This is a genomic window from Rhodoferax sp. (genome assembly GCF_034519335.1).
Classification (GTDB): Bacteria; Pseudomonadota; Gammaproteobacteria; order Burkholderiales; family Burkholderiaceae_C; genus Allorhodoferax.
Window position 1 is genome coordinate 101,516 of record NZ_JAXHOL010000002.1, and the last position, 21,437, is coordinate 122,952.

Here is a 21,437-nt window from a genome sequence, read left to right on the forward strand (position 1 = left end):
CTATTCGAAGGCCCCTTAAGCTGTGACCGATACTAAAACTTGGATGTGCTTGATTTGCGGTTGGATTTATGACGAGGCTACCGGCGCGCCGGACCACGGCATTGCGCCAGGTACCCTCTGGGCTGATGTGCCCATGAACTGGACCTGCCCTGAATGCGGTGCACGCAAAGAAGATTTTGAAATGGTGCAGATCTGATGCTGCATCGCTGGTGCGGATTTGACCCATCCTGACCTTCCACGCTAGTACTGGAGCAAAGCCCCTTGAGCACCACAGCATCTACCTTCAAAGTTCTGGTTATTGACGATAGCAACACCATACGTCGCAGCGCGGAGATTTTTCTCAAGCAGGGTGGGCATGAGGTGATGCTGGCCGAAGATGGCTTTGATGCGCTGGCCAAGGTCAACGATTACCAGCCCCATTTGATTTTTTGCGACATTTTGATGCCCCGTTTGGATGGTTATCAGACCTGCGCGATCATCAAACGCAACGCCAAATTTTCCGGGGTTCCTGTGGTCATGCTGTCTTCCAAGGACGGCGTATTCGACAAGGCGCGTGGCCGCATGGTTGGTGCCCAAGATTACCTGACTAAACCCTTTACCAAAGACCAGCTGTTGCAGGCAGTGCAGCAGTTCGGAGCTGTATTGCAAGGAGCTAACTGATGGCCATAACAAAAGTACTGATCGTTGACGACTCGAAAACCGAACTGATGTTCCTGACCGAGTTGCTGCAAAAAAATGGCTTTACCGTGCGATCTGCAGAAAACGCAGATGAGGCGTTCAAGCGACTCTCGGAAGAAAAACCCCATTTGATCCTGATGGACGTAGTCATGCCCGGTCAGAATGGATTCCAGCTCACCCGTGCCATCAACCGGACGCCTGAGTATTCAGAGATTCCAATCATCATGTGCACCAGCAAGAGCCTGGAGACAGATCGCGTCTGGGGCATGCGCCAGGGTGCCAAGGACTACATCACCAAGCCCGTCGATGCGGCGGAGTTGTTTGCAAAAATCAAGGCCTTGGGCTGATCAGCGTCATCCATGGCCAACAGAGAAGCACTTCGAGAACTCCAAGCCCGCTTGGCCAGCCGCCTGCAGGCGGCGCGCGCCGAGGGTATGTCCGTGGCGTGGCTTGCCGTGCGTGCGGGTGGCGGCAATTACCTGTTCCCTTTGGGTCAGTCGGGTGAAATCGTTCCCTTGACGCAGTTGCAGCCTGTTCCGTATTCGCTGGATTGGTTTCGTGGAGTAGTCAACATCCGTGGCGGACTATTTGGCGTAGTGGATTTGGCAGGATTTATTGCTAGCAGCGGAGGCGTTCCACGCCAGGAGCCTGCAGTGGGGGAGCCCAGCGTAGTGACTCTGAATGCGCTGCTGGAAGTCAATTGCGCGCTGCAGGTGGATGTGTTGTCCGGTTTGCGTGGACCTGATGCATTTGCGTCATCCAAGCCCGCTGCGGTGGATGCGCCAGCCTACTTTGGCAACCAGTTTTTCGACGCCGCTGGCGAGCAGTGGCAAGAGATCAATTTGCGTACCCTGTCCCAAACCCCCCAGTTTTTGAGCATCAGCGCTTAAGTATCACCAGTAAGGCCTCATCATGTCTGTTGTCGACCAATTGAAAAACCTGTTCTCCAAGAAGCCCCAGGAGTCCGAGTTGGATTCTCGTTTGAGTCTGGCCATGCCTGATGCGACGGTGGATGCTGTGGGGCAGGAAACGGTGCAAGAGTCCCAAAACGCTCCATTGCAACCACCAGTCACGCAGGAAGCCTTGGGTGAGGCCCCTTTGGTCAACGAAGGGGACCTCGTTTCTGTGCCAGGTTTGGGGCGCAGAACGGTGGCGCAACACCAACGTACGCTGTCCTTCTTGTTGGGGGGGGCGTTGCTGGTGCTTGCGGTAGTGGTGTTCATCGTGTTGAGCCAATCGGATCGCGTGGCTCAGCAGTTGGGTGCTACTGGCCAGTCTTTGATGCAGTCGCAGCGCTTGGCCAAGTCAGTGTCGCAAGCCGTGGTGGGCAGCGCTCAGGCTTTCCCGGATGTGTCTGAAAGTGCCGGTATTCTGGCCAAGTCGGCCCGAGGCCTGCTCTCTGGGGATGCCGAGATGCGCATCAACCCATTGGATGAAGAATATGCCCCCGAACTGGGTAAAGTGATCCCCTTGGTTGAGCGTGCAGAGAAGAACGCCAATGCCGTGATGGGCCAGCAGAAGATGTTGACGCAAATTGGTTCTGCGCTGCGTTTGATCAACCGCCAATCTTCGGATTTGTTGGAAATTGCAGAAACGGTAGCTTCCCTGAAGCTGCAACAAAACGCCCCTGCGGTGGAAATCTCCGCAGTGGGTCAATTGGTGATGCTGACCCAGCGTATTGGCAAATCTTCCAATGAGTTTTTGACCGCTGAAGGGGTGAGCCCGGAGGCCGTGTTTTTGCTGGGCAAGGACTTGAATACGTTCAAGGAAATTTCCGAAGCCTTGTTGTCTGGCAGCACTGAGCTGCGCCTTACTGCCACCAAAGATCCCGCGACTCGCGAGCAGTTGGAGGCATTGATCAAGATGTACGAAGAGACTCGTGTGCAAGCTGGAGCCATTCTGGGCAACTTGCAAGGCTTGGTCTCCGCACGTGAAGCGCAAGGCGCAATCATTGCAGACAGCGAGCCATTGCGTCGGAACCTTGAAGAGCTGCAATCCAAATTGTCTGGCCAGGCTGGTATCAGCGGTGGTTCCTTGGCCATCATGGTCGCTGCCGCCGCTTTTGCTCTGTTGTGTGCGGGCGGCTTGTCTTATGTGCAGCTGCAAGACAGTCGCAAACGCCAGGTACTGGCTGAAGACCAACGACTGGAAGCCGAACGTCAAGAACATGAAGCCAAGCGCGTAAACGACGCCAACCAAGCGGCTATTTTGCGTTTGATGAACGAATTGCAAACAGTGGCTGAAGGGGACTTGACCCAGGAAGCCACGGTGACTGAAGACATTACGGGAGCTATTGCTGACTCGGTCAACTACACGGTTGAAGAATTGCGCTCCTTGGTGTCTAACGTACAAAACACGGCGGCCCGCGTGGCTCAAACCACGGCTGATGTGGATGCTACCTCGACCGAGCTGCTGGCAGCTTCCAACGAACAACTCCACGAGATTCGTGAAACAGGTAAGTCCGTGGTGGACATGGCCGGACGCATTAACGAAGTGTCTGCCCAAGCGCAAGAGTCTGCGGCTGTAGCCCGCCAATCCCTGCAAGCTGCCGAGTCCGGTTTGCAAGCGGTGCAAAACGCCATCGGCGGTATGAACTCCATCCGCGACCAGATCCAGGAAACCTCCAAGCGCATCAAACGACTGGGTGAATCTTCACAGGAGATTGGTGAAATTACCGAGCTGATCTCGGACATTACCGAACAGACCAACGTCTTGGCTTTGAACGCTGCCATTCAGGCTGCCTCAGCCGGTGAAGCGGGGCGCGGTTTCTCGGTGGTGGCCGAAGAAGTGCAGCGCCTGGCTGAGCGTTCTGCCGATGCGACGCGTCAGATTGCTGCGCTGGTGAAGGCCATTCAGACCGATACCCAAGATGCGATTGGCGCTATGGAGCGCTCTACGCAGGGTGTGGTGGAGGGGGCCAAGCTGTCCGATAACGCCGGCACCGCGCTGACCGAGATTGACCGTGTGTCACGCCGTGTGGCCGACCTGATTGAGCAGATTTCCAACTCTGCGTCCCGCGAAGCTGGCTTGGCGAACGTGGTGGCTGACAACATTCAGCACATTTTTGCGGTGACCGAGCAAACGGGAGAAGGTACCCGTGCAACCGCCAACCAGGTGCGCGAACTGTCTCGCATGGCGGAAGAGCTACGCCAGTCGGTGTCCCGATTCAAGATCGCTTGATCCCCCGTGCACCGCGACCCCCCTTGCCCCGTGAGATCCAGGAGAGCCTGAGCCTATGTCATCGAATACAGCCGCTCCCGGCGACAACGAACTAGCGGTCAGCGATCTGGGCCCTTTGGCTTGGGTGTTGGACGAGCTGCGCAAGTCTTTGGACGGCGCGACCAAAGCGATGCGCCGGTTTGTGCGTGATGCCGAATTGGCACGAGGCTCGGATTTGACTGAGCTTGATGCCAGTCATTTGCGTATTGCTCGCCAGCAACTTCACCAAGCGGTGGGGGCGTTGGAGATGGTGGGCCTGGTAGCCCCGGCCAAAATTCTTCGTTCGATGGAGTCTCTGGCGCAGAAATTTGTGCAGCGTCCTGAACTCTGTAGTGATGAGGCCGCGAATTGCATGGAGCGCGCGAGCTTCGCACTTACTGAATATCTGGACGGTGTTCTGAAGGGTAAAACTGCTTCGTCGGTAGCGCTGTTTCCTCAGTACCGTGCGTTGCAGGAGTTGGCCGGCGCAGACCGTATTCACCCTGCAGACTTGTGGCCCCCTGAGTGGCGCTGGTTGCCGGTCCCGGTACCCGCCTCGGCGCAGCCGTTGGCCTACAGCGCAGAGGTTCGGCGTGACATGGACCATGGCGTATTGCGCTTGGTCAAATATGCAGACGTGAAGTCTGCCCGGCGTTTGCAAGATATCAGTTTGGGTTTGGCTGCAGGGCGCAGCGATCTTGAATCCCGTACGTTTTGGATGGTCTGCGCTGCGTATTTCGAAAGCACGGCTTTGGGCCTGTTGGCAGGGGACATCTACAGCAAGCGCGCTGCGTCACGCATCCTGCAACAGTATGTCAGTCTGGCCAAGGGTGACGTTGCCATCTCCGATCGGCTGGCGCAAGACCTGGTGTTCTTCTGCTCTTTGGCAATGCCAATCTCAGCTGCGGCGGCCCCTGTTTTGCACGCAGTCAAGAGCGTTTACGGCTTGGCTCGCAGCAAGGCGGTGGACTATGAAACGGAGCAATTTGGCCGGTTTGATCCTGCTCTCTTGGTGTTGGCTCGCAAACGTATTGCAGCCGCTGCAGAAACATGGTCCGCATTGGCGGGCGGAGACACCAATCGGCTCAAGGTTGCTGGGGAGCAGTTTGCCGCCGTAGCCGATACAGTGACGAAGTTGCATGCGGAAAGTGGTGAATTGGGCAAAGCCTTGTCTCGTGCCATCGAGCTCACCATTCGTGCTGGCACAGCGCCTGCCCCAGCAGTCGCCATGGAAGTGGCAACGTCTGTTTTGTATTTGGAAGCCGCCTACGAAGACTTGGACCCAACCGACAGCCAAATGGCCGATCGCAGTGCGCGATTGGCTCAACGTTTGGCCCATGTCACATCAGGCGGAGAGCCGGAGCCGCTGGAATCTTGGATGGAGGAATTGTACCGCCGTGTGAGTGACCGCCAGACCATGGGCAGCGTGGTGGATGAGTTGCGCACCACTTTGGGCGAGGTGGAAAAGTCTCTGGACCAGTTCTTCCGAAACCCGCAAGACAAGGCGCCTTTGCGCGAGGTGCCAAGCCAATTGGCCCAGATGCGCGGTGTGTTTTCGGTGCTGGGTCTGGATCAGCCTTCTATTGCCGCCTTGCGGATGCGTTCCAGCGTGGAGCAATTCCTTGTGGATGACATCGACGAGGCCAGTGCACGCTCCGGAATTTTCGAAAAGGTTGGCAACAGTTTGGGGGCCATGGGCTTCCTGATCGACATGCTGAGCTACCAGCGGACGCTCGCCAAGACGCTGTTTGTCTACGACGAGGATGCCGGTGAATTCCGTCCTCTGATGGGCCGCGAACGTGCGGAGGTGCAAACGCATGACGAGCCCCCTGCAATGGCGGACATGGCCATACAGGACGATCTTGCGGCGTTGCAAATGGCTGTGGCGCCTCAAGCTGCCCAGGTGCCGGTGGTTGCGCAAGCAACTGCGGTGGCACCACCTGCCGCAGATCCAGACGCGGATGACGATGCTGAGTTGCGTGACATCTTCCTGGAGGAAGCACGTGAGGTCATCCAGAATGGTCTTTCTGCGCTAGCCGCCTTGCGGGCAGAACCCACCAACCTGGCAGACCAAACCACTTTGCGCCGGGCGTTCCATACCCTTAAAGGCAGCTCCCGTATGGTGGGGCTCAATGATTTTGGTGAGTCCGCTTGGGCCTTTGAGCAGTTGCTCAACACGTCCTTAGCAGAGCAGCGCCCAGCCAGCGACGCATTGATGTCTGTGTCAGAACAGGCCATGCAAGCATTTGAGCGCTGGGTCGAAGATATCGCCAGCCGTGCAGACACGCCATGGAGCACCCAAGATTTCCGTAAATCTGCAGATGCTTTGCGTCTGGATGGTGCGTATCTTCCGCTGCAAGGGCCTGGAGCCGATGCGGTGCCCGTATCGCAGTCGCTGCCGGAACCGGCGGAGCCCGCTATGGACATGGTCATCGATGAAGCTCCGGCAACCTTGGAGCGCGACGCACCAGTCGATTTTGCCTCTACCCAAATGTTCAATGATTTGGACATGGCAGCTCCCGCCTCTGTGCCGCAGCCCGTGGAGTTCGCGTCGACCCAGATGTTCAGTTTCGAGAGCACCCAGGCGTTCGAAACAAGCAGTCCTGTGGGTGATGCATCCAACGCCTCTGCCACGGAAGTGAATGAGTTGGATTTGGGCGACTTCGATTTTGGCGACTTGGAAGCCAAGCCTGGGCAAGAAGATGCCCCGGACACGGTGATCGCAGATATTGCTGAGGTGCCATTCGAAGTCGAGCTAGCCGAGCCTGCCGAAGACGTTGCTCCCTCCACGATGTTGGACATGGTCGCCATGCCGGAAACCGAGGCAGCGAACGATGCACCGGAAGCAGTACTTGAATCCCCCACATCGGACAGCGATGATGGAATGAAGGTTATTGGCCCTCTGCGATTGAGTATCCCGCTGTACAACGTGTACCTCAACGAGGCTGACGAGTGGTCACGTCGCTTGCAGACTGAGCTCAGTGAATGGGCACTCGAGTTGCCCAAAGTATTGCCAGACTCAGTCATTGCGTTAGCCCATTCTCTATTGGGAAGCTCTGCCACCGTGGGGTTTGCCGCGTTGTCGGACATGGCCAGGGCCCTGGAACAGGCATTGCAGCATGTGCAACTTCACCGCCAAGGCACACCAGACCAAGCATCTGTATTCAACGATGCTGCAGAAGATATCCGCCGCTTGTTGCACCAGTTTGCGGCAGGATTTTTGAAAGAGGCGGACGCACGGGTGTTGATCGAGCTGCAGGCGATCACCGAGACAGAGTTTCCGGCGCCCTCGTTGGACCCAGCTCCACTCGATGCGATTGAAGAGCCTGTCGCGGAATTCGAGGACAGTGTGCCAACGATGCCTTTGGTGGAGGCCGATGCAGAACTGCCGGCTCCAGCCCTGGCGGTCGCTGCCCCGCTGACGATTGCTGACGCGCAAGACGATGAAATTGATGCGGAAGACCATCTGGATGATGACCTTTTGCCAATTTTTGAAGAAGAGGCCGCGGAGCTAATGCCGCAACTGGGGACTGCGCTTCGCCAGTGGGTATCCCATCCGGACAATATGGGGGCACGCAACGAAATCCTGCGTTTGCTGCACACCCTCAAAGGCAGTGCCCGCTTGGCAGGGGCTATGCGGTTGGGGGAAATGTCTCACCGTATGGAGTCCTCTATTGAGCAAATCGGCACGGAGGCGCTCCAAGCCGTTCAGTTGGAACCCTTGCTCACCCGTTTTGATTCGTTGCAATCTGTTTTTGCGGCTTTGGGCAAAGAGGCGATAGAGCAGGAGACTGCAAATGCCCCGGCAGCGAAGCCAGCACCCGCTGCGGCACAAGCCGCGGCATCGGGTGCACCGTTGAGCGTGCGCCCTGTTGTGCATGCCCCTCAGGTCGCAATGCCCCGTAGCACCGGTAATCAGTCGGTGCGTGTGCGTTCACAATTGCTGGATCGCCTGGTCAACCAGGCGGGTGAGGTCATGATCACCCGCTCGCGAATGGACGCTCGACTGAACCAATTGCGTTCATCGTTAGGGGAGCTTGGCGGCAACCTTGACCGATTGCGTCAACAACTGCGCGACGTTGAGTTGCAAGCTGAGTCCCAAATGCAGTCGCGTTTGGCCCAAACCAAAGACTCTGCCCAGGCGTTCGATCCCTTGGAGTTCGACCGATTTACCCGTGTGCAGGAGCTGACCCGGATGATGGCCGAGTCCGTCAACGACGTGGCCACGGTGCAGCGTAATTTGCAACGCTCCGTGGAAGGCACGGAAGATGACCTGATTGCCCAAGGTCGGCAGGCGCGCGAGCTTCAGCGCGATCTGTTGCGCACCCGTATGGTCGAATTCGAAGGCATTTCTGACCGCTTGTACGGGGTGGTTCGGCAGGCGGCCAAAGACTCCGGCAAACAGGTGAAGCTGGACATCACCGGTGGCTCCATTGAAATGGACCGAGGCGTCTTGGATCGCATGGCGCCAGCCTTTGAGCATTTGTTGCGCAATGCCGTAGCCCACGGCATCGAAAGCGCGGAAGCGCGGGCGGCAGATGGCAAGTCGGCGGCTGGCAACATCACTATCCATGTGCTGCAGGAAAGCAATGACGTATCCGTCTCGTTTAGTGACGATGGTGGTGGTTTGCATCTGGACCGCATTCGAGCGAAGGCCATCGCCAACGGCGTGATAGAAGCTGATGCAGCGTTGAGCGATAACGACGCCGCCAACCTGATTTTTATGCCTGGCTTTTCCACTGCAGACCAGATCACGGAACTCGCTGGGCGTGGCATCGGAATGGACGTGGTGCGCTCTGAAGTGAATGCTTTGGGTGGCCGCATTGAAACCCAAACAGAGCCCGGAAAAGGAACGACCTTCAAGCTGGTCTTGCCTTTGACTACCGCGGTTACGCAAGTCGTGATTTTGCGCATGGGCGAATTCACCATCGGGGTGCCGGCGAACATCATGGAGACAGTGCTGCGTGTGCCATCCGCGCGGCTTGAACAAGCTTATTCCGACCAGTCGTTCGACATGGCAGGCCAGCTGCTGCCATTCTTCTGGGCTGGCGCCTTGTTGCAAGTGTCTGCACGTAGCAATGAACCGTTGGCGAAGACCATGCCGGTCGCCATATTCCGCAGCGCGGGCCAACGCTTGGCATTGCACGTCGATGAAGTGCTGGGCAACCGGGAAGTTGTGGTGAAAAACCTGGGGCCTCAACTGGCGCGTTTGCCCGGTTTGGCTGGAATGTCAGTGCTGGCCTCCGGCGCGGTGGTCCTGATTTATAACCCGGTGGCGTTGGCTGCTGTGTATGGCGATCTGGCACGTGTGCTGGGTGCCACTGTCGATACAACTAACCTAGATGCCAATGTGGCGAATGCCGCGCCCAAAGTTGTCGAAGCCAGCAACCAGCTGCCCTTGGTGCTGGTAGTGGACGATTCGATCACTGTCCGCCGTGTGACCCAGCGCTTGCTTAAGCGCGAAGGTTACCGGGTGGCCTTGGCCAACGATGGCTTGCAGGCGCTGGAGCGCTTACAAGAAGAGGTCCCTGCGGTTATTCTGTCCGACATTGAAATGCCGCGTATGGATGGCTTCGATCTGGCGCGCAACATCCGCAGCGACGAACGTACCAAGGCTGTTCCCATCATCATGATCACATCACGGATTGCGGAAAAGCACCGTGAGCATGCGCGTGAACTTGGTGTCGATCACTACCTTGGCAAGCCCTACTCGGAAGATGAGTTGCTGGGCTTGGTCCGCAGTTACTGCGGTGACGCGGTGGAAGCCTAAACCGGCTTTTTCACCACGCCGTAGCGCAGGAGCGTTCGGGCCCGAGCCTTGGCATGGTCAACCACCGGTGCTGGGTAGTCTTGTCCCAGGGTAAGGTTGGCCGCCGTTAGCTCTAGCGGCTTAGCCAGCCATGGCGCATGGATGGCCTTGGGCCCCAATTTGGCCAATTGCGGCAGGTAACGCTGGATAAATTTGCCTTCGGCATCAAACTTCTCGCTTTGCGCAATGGGATTGAAGATGCGAAAGTAGGGCTGGGCATCGCAGCCGCTCGAGCTGACCCATTGCCAGCCACCGTTGTTGGCTGATAGGTCAAAGTCATTGAGCGTTTGCGCAAAGTAACGCTCCCCCCAGCGCCAGTCCACTCCCAAGTGTTTGACCAAAAAACTGCCAGTTACCATGCGCAGGCGGTTGTGCATGTAGCCCGTTTGGTTGAGCTGGGCCATGGCGGCATCCACCAATGGGTAGCCTGTCTTGCCTGTACACCACGCTGCAAATAGTTCATCTGCAAGTGGCCCCTCTTCCCAGTCAATCTGGTCGTACTCCGGCTTGAACGAGGAGCCGGCCACGTGGGGGAAGTTGGCAAGGATCTGGGCATAAAAATCGCGCCACACGAGTTCACCCAACCAGGTGGACGCGCCTTCGTCGCCCTGCAAATGGCGCGGGTACGCCGCATTCACCAGTTGCCGGATGGAGACCGTGCCAAAACGCAGATGTACGCTCAGATAGCTAGGGCCTTTGATCGCGGGAAAATTGCGGGTCTCTTCGTAGCGGCCCATACGCACCAGAAAATCTGTCAATAGATTTTGGGCGCCAGTCTCTCCTGTGGGAATACGCAGGGCATGCAGGTTGGTGGCTTCAAAGCCAATCTCTTTCAAATCTGGTACCGGTCTGCAGTAGAGATCCGGTCGTGGTGCAAGGCGTTGCGTGTGTGTTGGCGAAACATCAGGAGCGGGGTGCTGCGCCAAGCGTGCCAGCCAGGCGCGCATATAGGGCGTGAACACCCCATACGGTTTACCCATTTGTGTAAGCACTTCACGTTCTTCGAAAATGACATGGTCTTTGTGAAGCTGCAATGTTTTTCCGTCCATTGCCAGCGTTTGGGACACGGCGAGGTCCCGTGCGATGGCCTGCGGCTCATAGTCCCGTCCGGCAAATACCGCCTGCACCCCCAACGCCTTGGCCAGCGCAGGGATCTCCTTCTCCGCCCGCCCGTGCAAAACGATCAGTCCTGCATTGCCGTGCGGGCTGAGGGCTCTCAGCGTGGCATCCAATTCCACCAGCGATTCGCGGATGAACTCGACCCGCCGGTCCTGGCGTGGCAGCGGCGCAAGAATCTCTGTGTCGAATACAAAAACGCAATAAACCCGTTCACATTGCGCAAGGGCCATGTTCAAGGCGGTGTTGTCGTGTGTGCGCAGGTCTCGGCGGAACCAGACCAGCCCAGAGGCGAATTGTGTGTGCATGCCAGCCGTTAAAATCCGTGGATGTCCGGCCATTCTGCACCCTTCAATCTCACCAACCATTTTTTGATTGCAATGCCCGGATTGGAAGACGCCCTTTTTTCCAAAAGTGTGGTCTACGTGTGTGAACACAACAGCAAAGGGGCGCTGGGCTTGGTAATCAACAAGCCGGCAGACATGGACCTCAAGGCCTTGTTTCAGAAGATTGACCTACCCATGCAACGCAGCGACTTGCAGGGCAATCGCGTGTTCCAGGGCGGGCCGGTCCAAACTGAACGTGGTTTCGTCTTGCACGAGGCGACTGAAGTGCCCGGCGCTGACACTACCAAAGCCTCCCTCTACGCCTCCACCATGACCATTCCCGGTGGGTTGGAGATGACCACGTCCAAAGATGTGCTCGAAGCGATTGCCAGCGGCTCAGGGCCACGCAAAGTGCTGGTTTCCTTGGGGTACTCCGCTTGGGCAGGGGGGCAACTGGAAACGGAATTGGGTGAGAACAGCTGGATCACGGTGGACGCAGACCAGGCCATCATTTTTGATACGCCGGTTGAGCAGCGTTACGACAAGGCACTGGCCTTGCTAGGCCTGCAGGCCTGGATGATCTCCACGCAAGCGGGGCACGCATGAACGCACCGGCTGCGCCTGTGCCTGTGCCTGCCCATCTGACGACATTTATTGCTTTTGATTTTGGACTGAAGCGCACCGGAGTCGCGGTTGGCAATCGCTTGTTAAAGACTGCGCAGCCCCAGGGCTCCATCCATGCCGAGGGCAACGCCCGGTTCGACGGCGTAGCCGCCAAGCTCAAGGAGTGGCAACCCGAAGCGATCGTGATCGGTGTGCCTTATCACCCTGATGGCGCTGCGCACGAGAACACCGCGCGGGCCAAAAAATTTGGTCGGCAGCTCAGCGGTCGCTTTGGTTTGCCGGTGTTTGAGGTGGATGAGCGTTACAGCACCACCGAGGCTATCAGCTCGGGTGCTAAGGATGCGGATGCAGCATCAGCCTGCATCATCCTGGAACAATTTTTGAGGAGTTTGACGTGAGTATCCTGGCATTAGATGCGGAGGCGCTGTACCGCGAACTGCAGCGCGGTGTGCGGCAGTTGTGTACAGCGGACACCCGCTTGGTGGGCATCACCTCAGGTGGTGCCTGGCTGGCCGAGCGCCTGCAGGCTGACTTGAAGCTGCCGGGCAAGGCGGGCAGTATTTCTTCCGCCATGCACCGCGACGACTTCGCCCAGCGCGGCCTGTCCTCCGGCGGTCAAACCCAGCTGCCGTTTGATGTGAATGGTGCGCAGATCTTGTTGCTAGATGATGTGCTCTACACCGGGCGCACCTTGCGTGCTGTCATCAACGAGCTGTTTGACTTTGGACGCCCGGCCTCGGTGCAACTGGCCGTGTTGGTGGACCGCGGTGGTCGCCAGCTACCGATCCAGCCGGACTTTGCAGCGGCGCGGGTGAGTGTGGCGCCCACCCAGTCACTGGCACTGGCGCGCAGTGACGCAGGGGTGTTCTCCTTTGATGTGCAGGAAGCCTGACATGCTCTACAAACGCAACCCCCAACTCAACAAACACGGCGAGCTGGTGCACCTGCTGTCGGTCGAGGGCCTGCCCAAAAGCATCCTGACCCACATCCTGGACACCGCCTCCAACTTCGTATCGGTTAACGACCGCGAAGTAAAGAAAGTGCCGCTACTGCGCGGCAAGAGCGTGTTCAACCTGTTTTTTGAAAACAGCACCCGCACCCGCACCACCTTCGAGATTGCCGCCACGCGCCTTTCTGCCGATGTCATCAATCTGGATATCGCCCGTTCCAGCGCATCCAAGGGTGAATCGCTGCTCGACACCATTGCCAACCTGAGTGCCATGGCTGCGGACATGTTTGTGGTGCGCCACAGCGAGTCCGGCGCTCCCTACCTGATTGCCCAGCACGTGGCGCCCCACGTGCATGTGATCAATGCGGGCGATGGGCGTCACGCGCACCCCACGCAAGGCCTGCTGGACATGTACACCATCCGGCACTACAAGAAAGACTTTTCCAACCTCACGGTAGCGATCGTGGGTGATGTGCTGCACTCGCGGGTGGCGCGGTCCGACATCCATGCGCTGACCACCCTGGGCGCAGCTGAAGTGCGCGTGGTCGGTCCCAAGACACTGGTGCCCTCTGACCTGTCGGCCATGGGGGTGCGGGTGTGCCACACGCTGGAGGAGGGCATCAAAGACTGTGATGTCATCATCATGCTGCGCTTGCAGAACGAACGCATGAGTGGTGCCCTGCTGCCGTCCACCCAAGAGTATTTCAAGAGCTTTGGCCTCACGCCCGAGAAGCTGCAACTGGCCAAGCCGGATTGCATTGTCATGCACCCCGGCCCCATCAACCGTGGCGTGGAAATTGACTCTGCGGTGGTGGACGGGCCGCAAAGCGTGATCCTGCCGCAGGTGACCTTTGGTATCGCCGTGCGCATGGCGGTGATGGGCATCGTGGCGGGCAACGATGCAGATCCACGCTGAGAGAGGAATAAAAATGAAGCTGTTGATTCAAGGTGGACGCGTCGTAGACCCTGCCAGCGGTACCGACCAGTTGGCCGACGTGGCAATTGCCGACGGCCGCATTCTTGCCCTGGGTGATGTGCCTGCGGGCTTTGTTCCCGACCAGACCATTGCCGCGCAGGGCCATGTGGTGGTGCCCGGTTTGGTGGACCTGTGTGCGCGCTTGCGCGAGTCCGGTAAGCCGCAAGCGGGCCAGCTCAGCAGCGAGCGTGCCGCAGCAGCAGCAGGGGGGGTCACCACACTAGTGTGTCCCCCAGACACCCAGCCCGTGCTGGACGAAGCCGGTCTGGTGGAAATGTTGCACTACCGCACCCAGATGCAAGGCGGCCCGCGAGTTCTTCCTCTGGGGGCGCTCACCCGAGCCCTCGCAGGCGAGGTGCTGGCACCCCTGCAGCAGCTGGCCGATGCGGGTTGTGTCGGGTTTGGCCAGGCCGAGGTGCCTTTGGTCAATACCCAAGTCACCCAGCGGGCACTGCAGTACGCCAGCAGCTTCGGCTACAGCGTGTGGCTGCGCCCGCAGGAATACCACCTGGGCAAGGGTGTCGCGGCCAGCGGCCCGCTCGCCACACGCATGGGCTTGTCTGGTGTGCCGGTGGCCGCCGAGACCATCGCGCTGCACACCATTTTTGAGTTGGTCCGCGCCACCCAGGCGCGCGTGCACCTGTGCCGCATCAGCAGCGCAGCTGGTGTGGCCTTGGTGCGCCAGGCCAAGGCCGAGGGCTTGCCCATCACCTGCGACGTCAGCATCAATTCGCTGCACCTGACGGATCTTGACATTGGCTATTTCGACAGCCGTACGCGCCTGAACCCGCCCCTGCGTCAGCAGCGTGACCGCGACGCCCTGCGTGCCGGTTTGGCTGACGGCACGATCGACGCCCTGGTGTCCGACCACACGCCGGTGGATGACGACGCCAAGACCCTGCCGTTTGCCGAGAGTGAGCCTGGGGCCACGGGTCTGGAGTTGCTGCTGAGTTTGTCGCTCAAGTGGGCGCAAGACAGCGGCTTGGGCCTCAACGACGCCGTTGCTGTGGTGAGTAGCCGGGCGGCGCACGTTTTGGGCCGCGCTCCCGGTGCGTTGGCAGACAGCTTGGGCCGCTTGGTGGTGGGCGGTGTGGCTGATGTGTGTGTCTTCGACCCCAAAGCTGCCTGGGTAGTGCACCCTGCAGGCCTGCGCAGCCATGGGCGACACACGCCCTTCAGCGGCTACGAGCTGCCGGGTTGCGTGCGTGCCACGGTGGTGGCTGGGCGTGTGGCCTTTGTGGCCTGAGCCCATGGCCCGCATCCAGGCCTGTTGGCGACTCTGGCGCGTGCTGGTTCACGTGCTGGCGGGCGCCTGGCGTATCCGCTGGGTGTTCCCGCGCCTGCAACAACCTGAGCGTGATGCACAAGTTCAGGCCTGGGCCCGCGAAATGCTTGCGCGACTAGCTATTAAATTGATAGTGATTGGTCAGCCGCCGGCGGTTGGGCCGGTGCTGCTGGTGGCCAACCATATCTCCTGGCTGGACATCGTGGTCATGCACGCGGCACGGCACTGCCGTTTTATCTCCAAGGCCTCGGTACAGCACTGGCCCATCGTGGGCACCCTGGCCAATGGCGCGGGCACGCTGTACATCGAACGCGAGTCGCGCCGCGACGCCATGCGCGTGGTGCACCACATGGCCGAACGTCTGGCGGCCGGTGATGTGTTGGCCGTGTTCCCCGAGGGCACCACGGGCGATGGCACCACGGTGCGGCCCTTCCACGCCAACATGTTGCAGGCCGCCATTGCGGCCCAAGCGCCCGTGCAGCCGGTGGGTTTGCATTTTTGTGACGGCACTACCGGGCAGCACAGCTTTGCGCCTTGCTACATTGGGGACGACAGTTTGCTCGACTCGCTCTGGCGCACGCTCAAGACGGATGGTCTGCAGGCGGTGGTGAGTTTTGGGACAGTGCAGTTGCCAGAAGGGCGCGACCGCCGGAGCTGGGCGGCCGATCTGCACCAAGCCGTGGTGGACTTGCGCGCCGACCGTTAGCCCGCGGCGCAAGGCCTTCAGGCCGCCAGGCGGTTGAAGGTCACCACATGGTCCACCTGGGGACGAATGCCAATTTTTTCGCCCAGCTTGTGGTCGTGGTGGCTGGGCACATGGGCCATCACTGTCAGCCCGCTGTCCAGCCGCAGCGTGTACAAAAACTCAGACCCCCGAAACGACTTTCGCAGGATCTCGGCTTTCACCGGGGCATCGTCGTCATGCACGATGTCATCGGCCCGCAGCAGTACATCACACTCGCCCTTCGGGTAGGCACTAGGCAGCGGGCATTCGCTCACATCTTGCAGCACGCCCAGCGGGGTGTGCACCACCGGCGCACCGCCCTGCAGCGCGATCGTGGCGGGGGCGAACACCCCGTGGCCAATGAAATCTGCCACAAACCGGGTGGCCGGGCGGTGGTACAGCGTGTAGGCGTCGTCCCACTGGTGCAGCGTGCCTTCGTGCATCACGCCAATCATGTCGCCAATGGCAAAGGCTTCCATCTGGTCGTGGGTGACAAACAGGGCAGTAGCGCCTGCAGTCTTGAGGATGCCGCGTACCTCATGCGCCAAGCGCTCGCGCAGGTCCACATCTAGGTTGGAAAACGGCTCGTCCAGCAGCAGCAGCTGGGGGCGCGGCGCCAGCGCACGGGCCAGCGCCACGCGCTGCTGCTGTCCGCCCGACAGTTCATGCGGGTAACGCTGTTCCTGGCCGGAAAGGCCCACCCATTCCAGCACTTCTGCCACACGCGCTGCACGTTCGGCCGCAGGCAACTGGTGGATGCCAAAGCCCACGTTGCGGGCCACGTCCAGGTGGGGGAAGAGGGCGTAGTCCTGGAACACCATGCCAATGCGGCGCTCTTGGGCTGGCACACTGCTTTGGGCCGAGCTGACCATGGCCCCGCCGAGGCGGATATGTCCGCCGCTGGCGGGTTCCAGCCCGGCCACGGCACGTAGCAGGGTGGTCTTGCCGCAACCAGAGGGGCCAATCAGCACCCCGATGTCTCCGGCCCGCAGGCCCAGTGATGCGTTTTGCACCGCCGCCTGTGCACGGCCTGGGTAATGCACCTGCAGCTGAGAGACTTCTAGAAACATGCTGGCATTGTAGATGCTTACAATTCTCATTTAGTACCCATCCATCTGCCTGCGACCCCTACTTTCCCTATGTCTTTATCGCGCCTCACGCGCATCCCCTTGGTCTTGTTTGTTGCGGCGTTATTGCTGCCTGTGGTGGCCGTATTCGGTGCCTGGCTGCCCTGGGGCGAGTCGGGCGCGCAGTCGCTTCAGATCGTGCAGGAAATGGCGCGCACCGTGCTGCCCGAATACGCCTGGACCACCGTGCAGCTGTGCCTGATGGTGGGTCTGGGAGTGGTGCTGGTGGGCCTGGGCACGGCGGCGGCGGTCACGCTGTTTGACTTTCCGGGCCGGCGGGTGTTTGAGTGGGCGCTGCTACTGCCCCTGGCCATGCCGGCCTATGTGGTGGCTTACGCCTACACCGATTTTTTGCAGTTCAGCGGCCCGCTGCAAACCAGTGTGCGTGCCTGGCTGCAGGTGGAGGGGCGGGTGTTCCCCGAGGTGCGTAGCGTGGCCGGCGCCGCCTGGGTGTTTACTTTTGTGCTCTACCCCTATGTCTACCTGCTGGCGCGCACGGCCTTGTCGGAGCGGGCCAGCCATTTAATGGAAGCGGCCCGGCTCATGGGGGCAGGCTTGGGGCGGCGCATGGCGGTGGTCGCGCTGCCGCTGGCGCGTCCGGCCGTGGCGGCGGGGGTGGCGCTGGCGCTGATGGAGGTGCTGGCGGACTTTGGTGTGTCCAGCTACTTCGGCATCCAAACCTTTACCGCTGGCATTTACAAGGCCTGGCTGGCCATGGACAACCGCATTGCCGCAGCCCAACTGGCCACGCTGCTGCTTGCACTGGTGGCCCTGTTGTTGTGGCTGGAGCAGCGCGCCCAGGCGCGCATGCGTTTTGCCTCGGGCAAGGGCGCACGCGCTAACGCCAGCGATGCCCAGCCCGTGCGGCTCATGGGGCACCGCGCCGCATGGGCCTGGCTGGTGTGTGCGCTGCCCATCCTCATGGGTTTTGTGTTGCCGGTGGTCTTTATGCTGCGCCCGCTGTGGGTGGAGCAAAACGAGCTTCCCTGGAGCCGCTTTGGCGAATGGGCCCTGAACAGCGTGCGCCTGGCCGGTATCACCAGCGTGTTGGCGGTGGGCATTGCGCTCGCGCTGGCCTATGGCGCGCGGCGCAGCAGTCACTGGGCGCCGCGGGTGGCGGTCCAGCTGGCGGGTTTGGGCTACGCCATTCCCGGTGCGGTGGTGGTGGTCGGCCTGCTGCTGCCGGTGGGCTGGGTGCAGGCTTGGCAGCCCGAGTGGCAGGTGGGTTACTTTGTCACCGCCACGGCGCTGGGCATTGTCTGGGCTTACCTGGTGCGCTTTTGTGCGGTGGCGCTGCAATCCTTGCAAAGCGGCTACGCGCGCATTCCGGTAAGCATGGACGACGCCGCCCGCATGCTGGGCACCAGCGACGCAGGCACCCTGGTGCGTGTGCACTGGCCACTGCTGCGCCGGTCTACCGCCGCCGCGGCGCTGCTGGTGTTTGTGGACGTGATGAAAGAGCTGCCCGCTACCCTGGTGCTGCGCCCCTTCAACAGCGACACCCTGGCCGTGGTGGCCTACCAGCTGGCCCGCGACGAGCGCTTGGGCGAAGCCGCCGTGCCCAGCCTCGCGCTGGTGCTGGTGGGGCTGATTCCGGTGGTGATGCTGAGCCGGACCCTGCGCAGCAAGGTTTAAGAGCCAAATAGGGCTGTAGCCCGCGTAGATATTGCGCGAGCAGCTACTATATTGATAGTGATTTGAAGAGGCTGGTGCCCCCGACAGGAATCGAACCTGTATCTGTCCCTTAGGAGGGGACCGTTCTATCCATTGAACTACGGAGACCAGCGAGCCGGGATTGTAAGGGGGAGCTTCTGATCGGTTGGGGACAGAGCTGAAGGTCTGTCCCGCAAGGACATTACTTGGTCAGGTGGCGCATGGCCTCTTCCAGGCCCTTGAGGGTGAGCGGGTACATCTTGTGCCCCACGATCTCCTGGATCACGCTGATGCTCTGGCGGTACTGCCACACGCCTTGCGGCTCGGGGTTGATCCATGCGAATTTGGGGAAGGCGTGCAGCAGGCGCTGCAGCCACTCGGCGCCGGCCTCTTCGTTGTTGTATTCCACGCTGCCGCCGGGCTGCAGGATTTCATACGGCGACATGGTCGCGTCGCCCACAAAGATCAGCTTGTAGTCCTTGTTGTACTTGCGGATGATGTCCCAAGTCTCGAACTTCTCGGCAAAGCGGCGGCGATTGTTCTTCCACATGAAGTCGTAGACGCAGTTGTGGAAGTAATAAAACTCCAGGTGCTTGAACTCCGTCTTGGCCGCGCTGAACAGCTCTTCCACGCGTTGGATGTGTTCGTCCATGGTGCCGCCCACGTCCATCAGCAGCAGCACCTTCACATTGTTGTGGCGCTCGGGCCGCATCTTGATGTCCAGGTAGCCCGCGTTGGCCGCCGTCTTGGCGATGGTGGCGTCCAGGTCCAGCTCGTCCTCATGGCCTTCGCGCGCAAACTTGCGCAGGCGGCGCAGCGCCACCTTGATGTTGCGCGTGCCCAGCTCCTGGGTGTCGTCGTAGTCTTTGTAGGCGCGCTGGTCCCACACCTTCACCGCGCTCTTGTTGCGGCCCTTGTCCTGGCCGATGCGCACGCCCTGCGGGTTTTGGCCATACGCGCCAAACGGCGAGGTGCCGCCGGTGCCTATCCATTTGTTGCCGCCCTCGTGGCGTTCTTTTTGCTCTTCCAGGCGTTTTTTGAGCGTCTCCATCAGCTCGTCCCAGCCCATGGCCTGCAGCTTGGCCTGCTCTTCGGGCGTGAGGAATTTCTCCAGGTTCTTGCGCAACCAGTCGGCCGGAATCTCCTTTGTGAAGTCCGCAATCATCTCCACGCCCTTGAAATAGGCGGCAAAGGCGCGGTCGAACTTGTCGTAGTGCTTCTCGTCCTTCACCAGCGCAGTGCGGGCCAGGTAGTAGAAGTCGTCAATGCTGTAGCCGCTGGGCTCAGACACATCCTCGGGCTGTGGCGTCTTGGGCCCCACCACGCCTTTCTTCAGCGCTTCCAGCAAGGTCAGGTATTCCTTGACCGAGACAGGCAGCTTGGCGGAGCGCAGGGTGTAGAAGAAGTCGATCAACATCTACATGTCCTCAGGCATTGGAATTTCGGGCATTCTGGTAAGCCCTTTTCTAGATTCAAGGTATCACCCGCACAGATCCGCGTGTAGCGCGTTGACTTTGGTGGAATGGATGCTGTCGGGTAGTTTTTGTCGTAAGCCCAGACGTAAGAATCGGACTTCTTCTCGCTGTCTTCAAGCCACTTTTGACAAGCTTCGTCTTCATCTGCTCCAGAGGTCGATTCTGCCGATAGATTCCAATGTTTACTCGTGGTGTTGTGAATCCAGACCATACGGGGAATCAGATTTCCTTGCGCGCGCGGTGCGTCCTGCAGGCGTACGGTTCCGGTGGTGCTTTTTAGCGTCGTTGTGTATTGTTTGGGAGGTTTGTGAGCGGGCTTTTGCGGTGGTTCAAATTTATCTAGATGGGGACGGGTCCCTTGGATGCCCAGTTCGTAGTCTTTTAGGAGCACAGGTTCGTTGAACTTAGGTTGACAACGAGACTTCTCTTTCGGCGAGATAACTCCAGCGGATGTCTTTGTAAATACGCGCTCCCCACTGTCTGCAGCCAGAAGCTCTCCACGTGCCGAGATCTTAAATACCTCGACGTTGGCTTCACCGTATTCACGGTGGCCGTCAGCAACGTACAAAGTGACTTTGTCTCCCCGAACTCGACCAACGACTTCCCCAGAGTAGATTTTGTTGCAATTGAAGCCACCGCAGGCGTCAAAACTGCCGCAGATATTCTCACCGTTTTGCACTAGGGAATACCGCATGCCATGTTGATGCACATATCCCTCATAGCATGAAGCCATGTAGGCGGGGCCGTTCACTCCGTTGCTGCGGTCACACTTAGTTTGCTCTTGATGTACGCCCGTCAGGTCTGCAGGACTGCCCGCCTCGGAACAAAGGCTTGCAAAGAGCGCAGCTAAAGCGATAACGATCTTGGGCAACTGATTCATATGCCACCGCCCACCATTTCTTAGCGCGACTTGTCCAGCAGGTACAACAACTGGGCCTTGGCCTCGGCCCATTCGCCGCCGCGCATGCTGTACATCACGGTGTCGCGAATGGTGCCGTCGCGGCGCAGGGCGTGGCCGCGGAGGACGCCGTCTTTTTTGGCGCCCAGGCGTTCGATGGCGGCCTGGGATTTGAAGTTGAAGTTGTCGGTGCGCCAGCCCACCACGTGGCAGCCCAGGGTTTCAAACGCATGCGTCATAAGCAGCAGCTTGGCCGTGGTGTTGACATGGCTGCGCTGGACGCTTTTGGCATACCAGGTCCAGCCGATTTCCACGCGCTTCACCGCTTGCACGATGTCGTGGTAGCTGCTGCAGCCCAGCACGCGGCCGGTAGATTCCTCCAGCACCGCGAAGGCAAAGCGGTTGCCCGCCTCGCGCATGGCCAGCGCGTCTTCGATGTATTTGCGGGTCTGTTCCGGTTCGGGCACCGAGGTGATGCGCAGCTTCCAGAGTTCGCCATCGGCAGCGGCGGCGCGCAGGCCGGCTTCATGTTCCAGGCCCAGTGGCACCAGTTTGACACCGCGGGCGCTCAGGGTAACGGCTTCGACAAACGCCATGGG

General features: G+C 59.7%; 18 protein-coding genes and 1 tRNA gene. 13 read left to right on the forward strand and 6 right to left on the reverse strand.

What is annotated here, in order from left to right:
- Positions 1 to 43 precede the first annotated feature (43 nt).
- The 6 genes from U5O12_RS02310 (at position 44) to U5O12_RS02335 (ending at position 9,646) form a co-directional block, all read left to right on the forward strand.
- Positions 44 to 196: a rubredoxin gene (locus U5O12_RS02310; protein ID WP_370446738.1), complete on the forward strand. Its 153-nt coding sequence runs from the start codon at positions 44 to 46 to the stop codon at positions 194 to 196.
- 65 nt (positions 197 to 261) lie between these two features.
- Positions 262 to 660: a response regulator gene (locus U5O12_RS02315; protein WP_322577077.1), complete on the forward strand. Its 399-nt coding sequence runs from the start codon at positions 262 to 264 to the stop codon at positions 658 to 660.
- Positions 660 to 1,025, forward strand: coding sequence for a response regulator (locus U5O12_RS02320; protein ID WP_322577078.1), 366 nt, complete (start codon positions 660 to 662; stop codon positions 1,023 to 1,025). Before U5O12_RS02315 ends, U5O12_RS02320 begins: the two co-directional genes overlap by 1 nt.
- Positions 1,026 to 1,037: 12 nt before the next feature.
- Positions 1,038 to 1,568 carry a chemotaxis protein CheW gene (locus U5O12_RS02325; protein ID WP_322577079.1) on the forward strand — a complete coding sequence of 177 codons (531 nt, stop codon included), beginning with the start codon at positions 1,038 to 1,040 and terminating at the stop codon, positions 1,566 to 1,568.
- 22 nt (positions 1,569 to 1,590) lie between these two features.
- Positions 1,591 to 3,858, forward strand: a complete 2,268-nt coding sequence (locus U5O12_RS02330; protein WP_322577080.1) for a methyl-accepting chemotaxis protein — start codon at positions 1,591 to 1,593, stop codon at positions 3,856 to 3,858.
- A gap of 55 nt (positions 3,859 to 3,913) precedes the next feature.
- Complete coding sequence (locus U5O12_RS02335) at positions 3,914 to 9,646, forward strand: Hpt domain-containing protein (protein WP_322577081.1); 5,733 nt, start codon at positions 3,914 to 3,916, stop codon at positions 9,644 to 9,646.
- Here the strand turns inward: U5O12_RS02335 and U5O12_RS02340 are convergent.
- Complete coding sequence (locus tag U5O12_RS02340) at positions 9,643 to 11,109, reverse strand: deoxyribodipyrimidine photo-lyase (protein WP_322577082.1); 1,467 nt, start codon at positions 11,107 to 11,109, stop codon at positions 9,643 to 9,645. The genes U5O12_RS02335 and U5O12_RS02340 overlap by 4 nt on opposite strands.
- Positions 11,110 to 11,130: 21 nt before the next feature.
- Between U5O12_RS02340 and U5O12_RS02345 the strand changes: the two genes are divergently transcribed.
- Genes U5O12_RS02345 through U5O12_RS02370 form a run of 6 tightly spaced genes read left to right on the forward strand, consistent with a single transcriptional unit; the run spans position 11,131 to position 15,667 of the window.
- Positions 11,131 to 11,733: a YqgE/AlgH family protein gene (locus U5O12_RS02345; protein ID WP_322577083.1), complete on the forward strand. Its 603-nt coding sequence runs from the start codon at positions 11,131 to 11,133 to the stop codon at positions 11,731 to 11,733.
- Complete coding sequence (ruvX, locus tag U5O12_RS02350; protein ID WP_322577084.1) at positions 11,730 to 12,149, forward strand: Holliday junction resolvase RuvX; 420 nt, start codon at positions 11,730 to 11,732, stop codon at positions 12,147 to 12,149. The genes U5O12_RS02345 and ruvX overlap by 4 nt, the downstream gene beginning before the upstream one ends.
- On the forward strand, positions 12,146 to 12,643 hold the full coding sequence (pyrR, locus tag U5O12_RS02355; RefSeq protein ID WP_322577085.1) for a bifunctional pyr operon transcriptional regulator/uracil phosphoribosyltransferase PyrR: 498 nt from the start codon (positions 12,146 to 12,148) through the stop codon (positions 12,641 to 12,643). Before ruvX ends, pyrR begins: the two co-directional genes overlap by 4 nt.
- Position 12,644: 1 nt before the next feature.
- On the forward strand, positions 12,645 to 13,616 hold the full coding sequence (locus tag U5O12_RS02360; protein WP_322577086.1) for an aspartate carbamoyltransferase catalytic subunit: 972 nt from the start codon (positions 12,645 to 12,647) through the stop codon (positions 13,614 to 13,616).
- A gap of 13 nt (positions 13,617 to 13,629) precedes the next feature.
- Positions 13,630 to 14,922: a dihydroorotase gene (locus U5O12_RS02365; protein WP_322577087.1), complete on the forward strand. Its 1,293-nt coding sequence runs from the start codon at positions 13,630 to 13,632 to the stop codon at positions 14,920 to 14,922.
- 4 nt (positions 14,923 to 14,926) lie between these two features.
- On the forward strand, positions 14,927 to 15,667 hold the full coding sequence (locus tag U5O12_RS02370; RefSeq protein ID WP_322577088.1) for a lysophospholipid acyltransferase family protein: 741 nt from the start codon (positions 14,927 to 14,929) through the stop codon (positions 15,665 to 15,667).
- 17 nt (positions 15,668 to 15,684) lie between these two features.
- Here the strand turns inward: U5O12_RS02370 and U5O12_RS02375 are convergent, their stop codons facing one another.
- The gene (locus U5O12_RS02375) at positions 15,685 to 16,755 is read right to left on the reverse strand and encodes an ABC transporter ATP-binding protein (RefSeq protein ID WP_322577089.1); all 1,071 of its coding nucleotides are present in this window, start codon (positions 16,753 to 16,755) and stop codon (positions 15,685 to 15,687) included.
- Positions 16,756 to 16,824: 69 nt separating this feature from the next.
- On the opposite strand from U5O12_RS02375, the gene U5O12_RS02380 reads away from it, so the two are divergent.
- A complete protein-coding gene (locus U5O12_RS02380) occupies positions 16,825 to 18,447 on the forward strand; it encodes an iron ABC transporter permease (RefSeq protein WP_322577090.1) in 1,623 nt (540 codons plus the stop codon).
- A 72-nt stretch (positions 18,448 to 18,519) separates the two neighbouring features.
- Here the strand turns inward: U5O12_RS02380 and U5O12_RS02385 are convergent.
- From U5O12_RS02385 to U5O12_RS02400, 4 genes are all read right to left on the reverse strand, one after another.
- Positions 18,520 to 18,594, reverse strand: a tRNA-Arg gene (locus tag U5O12_RS02385).
- Positions 18,595 to 18,667: 73 nt separating this feature from the next.
- Positions 18,668 to 19,882 carry a VWA domain-containing protein gene (locus U5O12_RS02390; RefSeq protein ID WP_322577091.1) on the reverse strand — a complete coding sequence of 405 codons (1,215 nt, stop codon included), beginning with the start codon at positions 19,880 to 19,882 and terminating at the stop codon, positions 18,668 to 18,670.
- On the reverse strand, positions 19,876 to 20,820 hold the full coding sequence (locus U5O12_RS02395; RefSeq protein WP_322577092.1) for a hypothetical protein: 945 nt from the start codon (positions 20,818 to 20,820) through the stop codon (positions 19,876 to 19,878). Before U5O12_RS02395 ends, U5O12_RS02390 begins: the two co-directional genes overlap by 7 nt.
- A 20-nt stretch (positions 20,821 to 20,840) precedes the next feature.
- Positions 20,841 to 21,434, reverse strand: a complete 594-nt coding sequence (locus tag U5O12_RS02400) for a GNAT family protein (RefSeq protein ID WP_322577093.1) — start codon at positions 21,432 to 21,434, stop codon at positions 20,841 to 20,843.
- Between the last annotated feature and the right edge of the window lie 3 nt (positions 21,435 to 21,437).

Bases quoted from the DNA above. Each gene is read 5' to 3' on its own strand.
- U5O12_RS02310 (WP_370446738.1), top strand. From the start codon at position 44: ATGTGCTTGATTTGCGGTTGGATTTATGACGAGGCTACCGGCGCGCCG.
- U5O12_RS02320 (WP_322577078.1), top strand. From the start codon at position 660: ATGGCCATAACAAAAGTACTGATCGTTGACGACTCGAAAACCGAACTG.
- U5O12_RS02325 (WP_322577079.1), top strand. From the start codon at position 1,038: ATGGCCAACAGAGAAGCACTTCGAGAACTCCAAGCCCGCTTGGCCAGC.
- U5O12_RS02330 (WP_322577080.1), top strand. From the start codon at position 1,591: ATGTCTGTTGTCGACCAATTGAAAAACCTGTTCTCCAAGAAGCCCCAG.
- U5O12_RS02335 (WP_322577081.1), top strand. From the start codon at position 3,914: ATGTCATCGAATACAGCCGCTCCCGGCGACAACGAACTAGCGGTCAGC.
- U5O12_RS02340 (WP_322577082.1), bottom strand. From the start codon at position 11,109: ATGCACACACAATTCGCCTCTGGGCTGGTCTGGTTCCGCCGAGACCTG.
- U5O12_RS02345 (WP_322577083.1), top strand. From the start codon at position 11,131: ATGTCCGGCCATTCTGCACCCTTCAATCTCACCAACCATTTTTTGATT.
- ruvX (WP_322577084.1), top strand. From the start codon at position 11,730: ATGAACGCACCGGCTGCGCCTGTGCCTGTGCCTGCCCATCTGACGACA.
- U5O12_RS02360 (WP_322577086.1), top strand. From the start codon at position 12,645: ATGCTCTACAAACGCAACCCCCAACTCAACAAACACGGCGAGCTGGTG.
- U5O12_RS02365 (WP_322577087.1), top strand. From the start codon at position 13,630: ATGAAGCTGTTGATTCAAGGTGGACGCGTCGTAGACCCTGCCAGCGGT.
- U5O12_RS02370 (WP_322577088.1), top strand. From the start codon at position 14,927: ATGGCCCGCATCCAGGCCTGTTGGCGACTCTGGCGCGTGCTGGTTCAC.
- U5O12_RS02375 (WP_322577089.1), bottom strand. From the start codon at position 16,755: ATGTTTCTAGAAGTCTCTCAGCTGCAGGTGCATTACCCAGGCCGTGCA.
- U5O12_RS02380 (WP_322577090.1), top strand. From the start codon at position 16,825: ATGTCTTTATCGCGCCTCACGCGCATCCCCTTGGTCTTGTTTGTTGCG.
- U5O12_RS02390 (WP_322577091.1), bottom strand. From the start codon at position 19,882: ATGTTGATCGACTTCTTCTACACCCTGCGCTCCGCCAAGCTGCCTGTC.
- U5O12_RS02395 (WP_322577092.1), bottom strand. From the start codon at position 20,820: ATGAATCAGTTGCCCAAGATCGTTATCGCTTTAGCTGCGCTCTTTGCA.
- U5O12_RS02400 (WP_322577093.1), bottom strand. From the start codon at position 21,434: ATGGCGTTTGTCGAAGCCGTTACCCTGAGCGCCCGCGGTGTCAAACTG.